This window comes from Azospirillum sp. UENF 211521, from assembly GCF_058780535.1.
Map to the genome: position 1 here is coordinate 158,987 of NZ_JBSNCF010000006.1, position 6,276 is coordinate 165,262.

General features: G+C 69.1%; 5 protein-coding genes. 4 read left to right on the forward strand and 1 reads right to left on the reverse strand.

Translation table 11 applies throughout. The features are described from left to right. Position 1: 1 nt before the first annotated feature. Both ACWPN5_RS31790 and ACWPN5_RS31795 read left to right on the forward strand, forming a co-directional pair. Positions 2 to 667 carry a class I SAM-dependent methyltransferase gene (locus tag ACWPN5_RS31790; protein ID WP_200477132.1) on the forward strand — a complete coding sequence of 222 codons (666 nt, stop codon included), beginning with the start codon at positions 2 to 4 and terminating at the stop codon, positions 665 to 667. Between the two features lie 109 nt (positions 668 to 776). After that, positions 777 to 2,069, forward strand: a complete 1,293-nt coding sequence (locus tag ACWPN5_RS31795; RefSeq protein ID WP_200477133.1) for a nucleotide sugar dehydrogenase — start codon at positions 777 to 779, stop codon at positions 2,067 to 2,069. 6 nt (positions 2,070 to 2,075) lie between these two features. On the opposite strand, the gene galE is transcribed toward ACWPN5_RS31795, so the two are convergent. Further along, a complete protein-coding gene (gene galE, locus ACWPN5_RS31800) occupies positions 2,076 to 3,077 on the reverse strand; it encodes a UDP-glucose 4-epimerase GalE (RefSeq protein WP_145689656.1) in 1,002 nt (333 codons plus the stop codon). A 605-nt stretch (positions 3,078 to 3,682) separates the two neighbouring features. On the opposite strand from galE, the gene ACWPN5_RS31805 reads away from it, so the two are divergent. Then, positions 3,683 to 4,615 carry a calcium-binding protein gene (locus ACWPN5_RS31805; protein ID WP_247888683.1) on the forward strand — a complete coding sequence of 311 codons (933 nt, stop codon included), beginning with the start codon at positions 3,683 to 3,685 and terminating at the stop codon, positions 4,613 to 4,615. A 299-nt stretch (positions 4,616 to 4,914) separates the two neighbouring features. Beyond that, positions 4,915 to 6,276: glycosyltransferase (locus ACWPN5_RS31810; RefSeq protein ID WP_492299549.1), on the forward strand; the 1,362-nt coding region annotated here is incomplete at its 3' end.

Genomic DNA, 6,276 nt, shown 5'->3' on the forward strand with positions numbered 1-6,276 from the left:
CATGGCCCGCATCGACTTCATCCAATCCCTGCACAGCTCGACCCGGCGCAACTACGTCCAGCGCGTGGTCGAGCACGACAAGGCCGAATGCGCCGAAGTCGCCCGCCGGTTCGACCGCGACTATTGGGACGGAGAGCGCCGGTTCGGTTATGGCGGCTACCGCTACGACGGCCGCTGGCGCCCGGTCGCCGAGCGGATCGCCGCGCATTACGGGCTGAAGGCCGGTGACCGGCTGCTCGACATCGGGTGCGGCAAGGGCTTTCTGCTCTACGAGTTCACCCAGGTGGTGCCGGGCATCGAAGTGGCGGGCATCGATGTCTCCGAGTATGGCATCGCCAACGCCAAGGAGGAGATCCGGCCTTTCCTCCAGGTCGGTGACTGCCGGTCGCTGCCGTATCCGGAGGGCTCCTTCGACGCGGTGATTTCGCTTGGCACCTTCCACAATCTGCCGATCGAGGGAGTGTTCCAGGCGCTGTCCGAAATGCAGCGGGTCGGGCGCGGCGATCGGAAGTATTTCATGGTGGAGAGCTTCCGGGACGAACGGGAAAAGGCCAATCTGCTGTACTGGCAACTGACCTGCCTGTCGTTCCACAGCCCGGAAAGCTGGGCCTGGATCGCGGACGGCGCCGGCTACACGGGCGATCACGGCTTCATTTTCTTCGATTGATCGCCTTGCTGTGCCCGGTCGGGGCGATCCCATTAACCGCTCCCCAGCGGCGACCGGGCGTGTATAAGACAGCCACCCCCATTCCGCTCTCCAAGGAACCGTCGCCATCATGACCCATTCCCGCCGCATCTCGGTGATCGGGCTCGGCTACGTCGGCCTGCCGGTGGCCGTCGCGTTCGGGCGGACGGGCGCACCTGTCGTGGCCTTCGACATCGACACGCGCCGCATCAAGGCGCTGCGGAAGGGGCACGACCACACAGGCGAAGTGGCGGACGCGGATCTGGCCGCGGCCAACCTGCAGCTGACCGACGATCCGGCGGGCCTGGCGAAGGCCGATTTCCACATCGTCACCGTGCCGACCCCCATCGACGACGCCAAGCGCCCCGATCTGCGCCCGCTGCTGGCCGCCAGCCGCACCGTCGGGCGGCATCTGAAGCGCGGCGACGTGGTGGTTTACGAATCCACCGTCTATCCCGGCGCCACCGAGATGGACTGCGTGCCGGTCCTGGAGGCGGAATCGGGGCTGATCTACGGACAGGACTTCACGGTCGGCTATTCGCCGGAGCGCATCAACCCCGGCGACCGGGAGCACCGGTTCGAGACGATCACCAAGGTCGTCTCCGGTTCCGATCCGGAGACGCGGGCAATCGTCGCGGCGGTCTATGGCAGCGTGGTGAAGGCCGGCGTGCACGAGGCCGCCTCCATCGCCGTGGCGGAGGCCGCCAAGGTGATCGAGAACACCCAACGCGACGTCAACATCGCGCTGATGAACGAGCTGGCGGTGATCTTCCACCGCATGGGCATCGACACCCGCGATGTGCTGGCCGCCGCCGGCACCAAGTGGAATTTCCTGGCGTTCCAGCCGGGCCTCGTCGGCGGCCACTGCATCGGCGTCGATCCCTACTACCTGACCCACCGGGCCGAGCAGCTCGGCCACAACCCGGAGGTCATCCTGGCGGGCCGGCGCATCAACGACACCATGGGCCAGTATGTGGCGCAGGAAACGGTGAAGCGGCTGCTGCGCGCTCGGGACGGACGGCCCGGCCCGCTGCGCGTCACTGTGCTGGGGCTGACCTTCAAGGAGAACGTGCCCGACATCCGCAACACCCGCGTCGTGGACATCGTGGCGGAACTGCGCGGCTTCGGCGTGGAGGTGGCCGTGCACGACCCGCTCGCCGCGGCGGACGAGGTCGCGCACGAATACGGCCTCGCCCTGACCCCGCGCGGGGACCTGCCGCCGGCCGACGCCGTGGTGTTGGCCGTCCCGCACGCCGCCTACCGGGCCGAAGGCTGGGGTCTGGTGTCCAGCCTGCTAAAGGACGGCCGCGGTTTGGTGATGGACATCAAGGGCCTGCTCGACCGCGCATCGGTGCCGGACGGCGTGGAGCTGTGGCGGCTGTAAGACCGCTCACCCGGGAAGCGAACGCTCCCAGGCGAGGGCGTTGCGGACGATCTCGTCCAGCCGGTCGTGCTTCGGGACCCAGCCGAGCCGCTCGCGGATCCGGTCAGCCCCGGCGACCAGTTGCGGCGGGTCGCCGGGACGCCGGTCGGCGAAGGTGGCGGGGACCGTCTCGCCGCTGACCGCCTCCAACGTGCGCACGACCTCCAGGACGGAGGCGCCGCGCCCGTAGCCGCAGTTCAGCGTCAGGCTCTCGCCGCCGCCGCGCAGGTGGAGCAGCGCCAGGACATGAGCCTCGGCAAGGTCGCTGACGTGGATGTAGTCGCGGATGCAGGTGCCGTCCGGGGTCGGATAATCGGTGCCGAAGATCGACAGGGCCGGCCGGCGGCCGAGCAGGGCCTGGCAGGCGACCTTGATGAGGTGGGTCGCGGTCGGCGTCGCCTGGCCGGTGCGGCCCGCCGGGTCGGCGCCGGCCACGTTGAAATAGCGCAGGATGACGCTGCGCAGGCCATGGGCCGGCTCGGCGTCCCGCAGCATCCGCTCCGTCATCAGCTTGGAGGCGCCATAGGGATTGATCGGGGCGGTCGGCGTGTCCTCGTCGATCGGCACGCGGTCGGTGGCGCCGTAGACGGCCGCGGTGGAGGAGAAGACCACCTTGTCGATCCCGAACCGCGCGCAGGCGTCGAGCAGGGTGAGGCTGCTGACCGTGTTGTTGCGGTAGTAGGCGAGCGGTTTCTCCACCGATTCGGGTACCACGATCGACCCGGCAAAGTGCATCACAGCGTCCACGTCATGCGCGCGAATCACCCGGTCCAACAGGTCGGCCGACCCGACGTCCCCCTCCACCAGGGGCACGGACTCCGGCACGGCGGCGCGGCGGCCGGTCGACAGGTTGTCGATGGTCACCGCGGGAATCCCGGCGTCGGTCAGGGCATGGAGAACGTGGCTGCCGATGTAGCCGGCCCCTCCGGTCACCAGGACGCGGCGCGGAGCCGCCGGTTGGTCGAGCATGCTGGGCACTTCCTTATCCCGTGTCGTCCGGACAGCGCCGTCGGCCTTCCCGGCGGCGTGCTCCGGAGCTAGGCGAGAGGGGAAGGCCTGTCAACCTGACCGGAATGGCCGCGGCCAGTCGGACCGGCCGGGGCGGGGCGTAAGCGGGTTGCTCCCTTCGTCGCCCTGCGCAGGAATCGGAGCAAAGCGGAGCGAATCACGCCCTCCCGGAAGCACCGGTTCCCAAGGACGGCGGCCGGAAACAGGCATCCGCCGCCGCCACAACCCAATGCGTCAATTTTAACATGGGACTTGGTGCTCGGACCGCAAAGGCCATAGCCACCTTATGGACTTATGCATCCTTTCGTTCATATTTTAAAAATGAAATATTATCTTTGGGTAACGCTGCGCTGTGACATAGGTAACCCGATGGTGGTCCCCATGACCACATGTTCCATTCCGCACTTGCAAAAAGGGATTACCAATGGTATCCGACCCTTAGGCATAAGTTTTATTCGGTTTTGCGGGGGGTCCTTACTATGTCCACGGTCACTACGGTCACAGGTGGTATCACCAATGCCGCCGCTCCTTCCACGCTGGCGGGTGCCATTCTGAAGAACACGAGCTTGGTTGATTCCACCAAGCTCAACAGCAACGCGATCGTCAACGCCACCGTCGGCGGCGTTTACGCTCTGTCGAGCGTTTCGGGCGGCGCGGTCATCGCCTCCGACAACACCGCTCCGGTGACCCTGATCGGCGGCGCCGGCAACAACCAGCTGCTCGTCGCCAACGACAAGGCCGGCACGATCCTCCAGGCCGGCACGGGCACCAACCAGACCATCGTCGGCGGCGCCGGCGGCCAGCTCCTGGGCACCTCGACGGTCGCCGGCGGCTCGGCCACCATCCTCGGCGGCTCGGGCGCCGACACCGTCGTGGCCGCGGCCGGCAACAACGTGCTGACCGCCGGTGCGGGCAACAACCTCATCGGTCTCGTCGGCGGCAACAACCAGGTCTTCGCGGCCGGCAACGACACCGTCATCGCGGGCGGCGGCAACGCCACCATCGGCGCCGGCGCGGGCAACGCCGTGATCAACGTGGTCGGCGGTTCCAACCTGGTCATCGGCGGCTCGGGCAACTCGACCATCGCGTCGGCGGCCGGCAACAACACGCTGTTCGGTGGCTCGGGCAACACCACGATCGCCGGCGGCGGCGGCAACGACCTGCTGATCGGCAGCACCTCCAAGACCGGCAACGCGGTCCTGGGCGGCTTCGCCGGCAACGACACCCTGATCGGCGGCGTCGGCAACGACACGCTGTTCGGTGGCGAGGGCAACGACGTCTTCGTGTTCAGCACCGTGTTCGGCGGCGGCAAGCACGTCATCGGCGACTTCAAGGCCGGTACCGACCTCATCGCGGTCCAGGGCTACGGCATGTCCGCGGCGCAGGTTGCGGCGAAGGTCACGGTGTCGGGCGGCAGCTCGATCATCTCCCTGTCGGATGGCACGCAGATCACGGTTGCCGGCGTCACCAACCTGAGCGCCAGCAACTTCGCCGTCTGATAAGAGGGCCCCTGCACGCCCCTGATGGACCTGCCGAGCAATCGGCAGGTCCATTTTTATGCCGTTTTTGTTCCGTGCCTTCTCCTTGAGCGGCTTGCATCATCAAAGCCTCCGGGAGACATGCCGAGCCGTCCAGGCACCGCCTTCAGCGACACCATCCCAGGCGCCTCGTCGCCGTCGGACGGATGCGGAACCGGCGGGGACTCCGGCCATCGTCGCCATTCCGTTCACGGGCCAGGGCCTGACGTCATGATCAATCTCCGTTCTGCCGGTGCGCAGGTTCCCACGCGGCGAAACGGATGAGTTCCCCAAAGACGCCGAAGCCCGATTCGGGCGCTCTGGAACGCGCCATTGCCGACGGCCGCTGGGCCGAGGCCGAGCGGGAAGCCCGTGCCCTGCTGCGCGACGACCGGAGCCACATCAACGGCGCCACCGGGATGGCCCGCTGCGCCGTCGCCCGCGGCGACCTCGGCGAAGCCCTGCGCTGGGCCGAACGCAGCGCGCGCTTCGCGCCCAACGACATCGCGCTCAAGGCCTTTCTCGCCGCCCTTCTGGTCGCGGCGGACCGCTCCAGCGACGTCCCTCCCCTGCTGGAGGCGGTGGCCGAGCGGGCGCCCACGCCGACGGCGTCGATCGTGCTCGGCCAGGCCCTGGCCCGGCTCGACGCCATGGACCGCTTCATCCCGCTCGTCGAGCGGTTGCTGCAGCGTTTTCCCGTTGGCGTCGCGCCGCTGCTGGCCGACCTCGCCGACCACGCCGCGCGATCCGGTGCCGCCATGGGCTGGGCATCGGCCGACCTCGGCCTGCGCATCGTCGGGGCACTGCGCCCGGACCGGACGGGGGCGGGCAGCGTCCTGCGCATCGCTTCGGACCGGGGACCTTGCCTTGTGCTCGACGGCCCGTCCTTCCTGCAGCGCCATGGCCAGCCCGACCCGGCGGCCGGCCTCGTCCGCTTTTCCCTGCCCCTGGGGCCGGAGACCGAGGGCGAAACCCTGTCCGTCACGCTGGACGGCCGGCCCCTCCTCGGCGCACCGCTGCAGCCGCGCCGCTGCGCCGCCGTCGAGGGCAGCGCCGTGCTGGAGGACGCCCCGGACGGCACCACCCGGCTGTCCGGCTGGGCCTGGTGCCCGGGCGACCCGCCGCAGCGGGTGGCGGTGCAAGTCCGTGATTCCGCCGGCCACTCCATCACGCTGGCCACCGACCAGCCCATGGAGGCCGCTCACGCCTTCGGGATCGAGGACGGCGACTACGCCTTCACGCTCGATCTGAACGGCAGCGGCTTGGCCGTCGGCCCTCTGCGGGTGACCGCCGGGCCGGGGGAGGTTCCGCTCGCCGGCAGCCCTCTGCCCTGGCCGGGACCCGGCCGGCCGCCGTTCCGGCCGTCGCCGGTCGGCCCAATCCCGGCCCGTCCGCCGGGAGGCTCCTCGAGGGGACGGCCCGCCGACCCCGTGGTCGACGTCATCATCCCGGTCTACCGCGGCCGGGAGGAAACGCTGGCCTGCCTGCGGTCGGTTTTCGCCGCCGCGCGGGAGGACGGCACCCCGCACGAGGTCATCGTCGTCGACGACGCCGGCCCGGAGCCGGATCTTTCCCGCGACCTCGCGGCGCTTGCCGGCGAAGGGCGGATCACCCTGCTGCGCAACGAACGCAACCTCGGCTTC

Coding starts and splice junctions, on each gene's coding strand:
- ACWPN5_RS31790 (WP_200477132.1), top strand. CDS start 2: ATGGCCCGCATCGACTTCATCCAATCCCTGCACAGCTCGACCCGGCGC.
- galE (WP_145689656.1), bottom strand. CDS start 3,077: ATGCTCGACCAACCGGCGGCTCCGCGCCGCGTCCTGGTGACCGGAGGG.
- ACWPN5_RS31795 (WP_200477133.1), top strand. CDS start 777: ATGACCCATTCCCGCCGCATCTCGGTGATCGGGCTCGGCTACGTCGGC.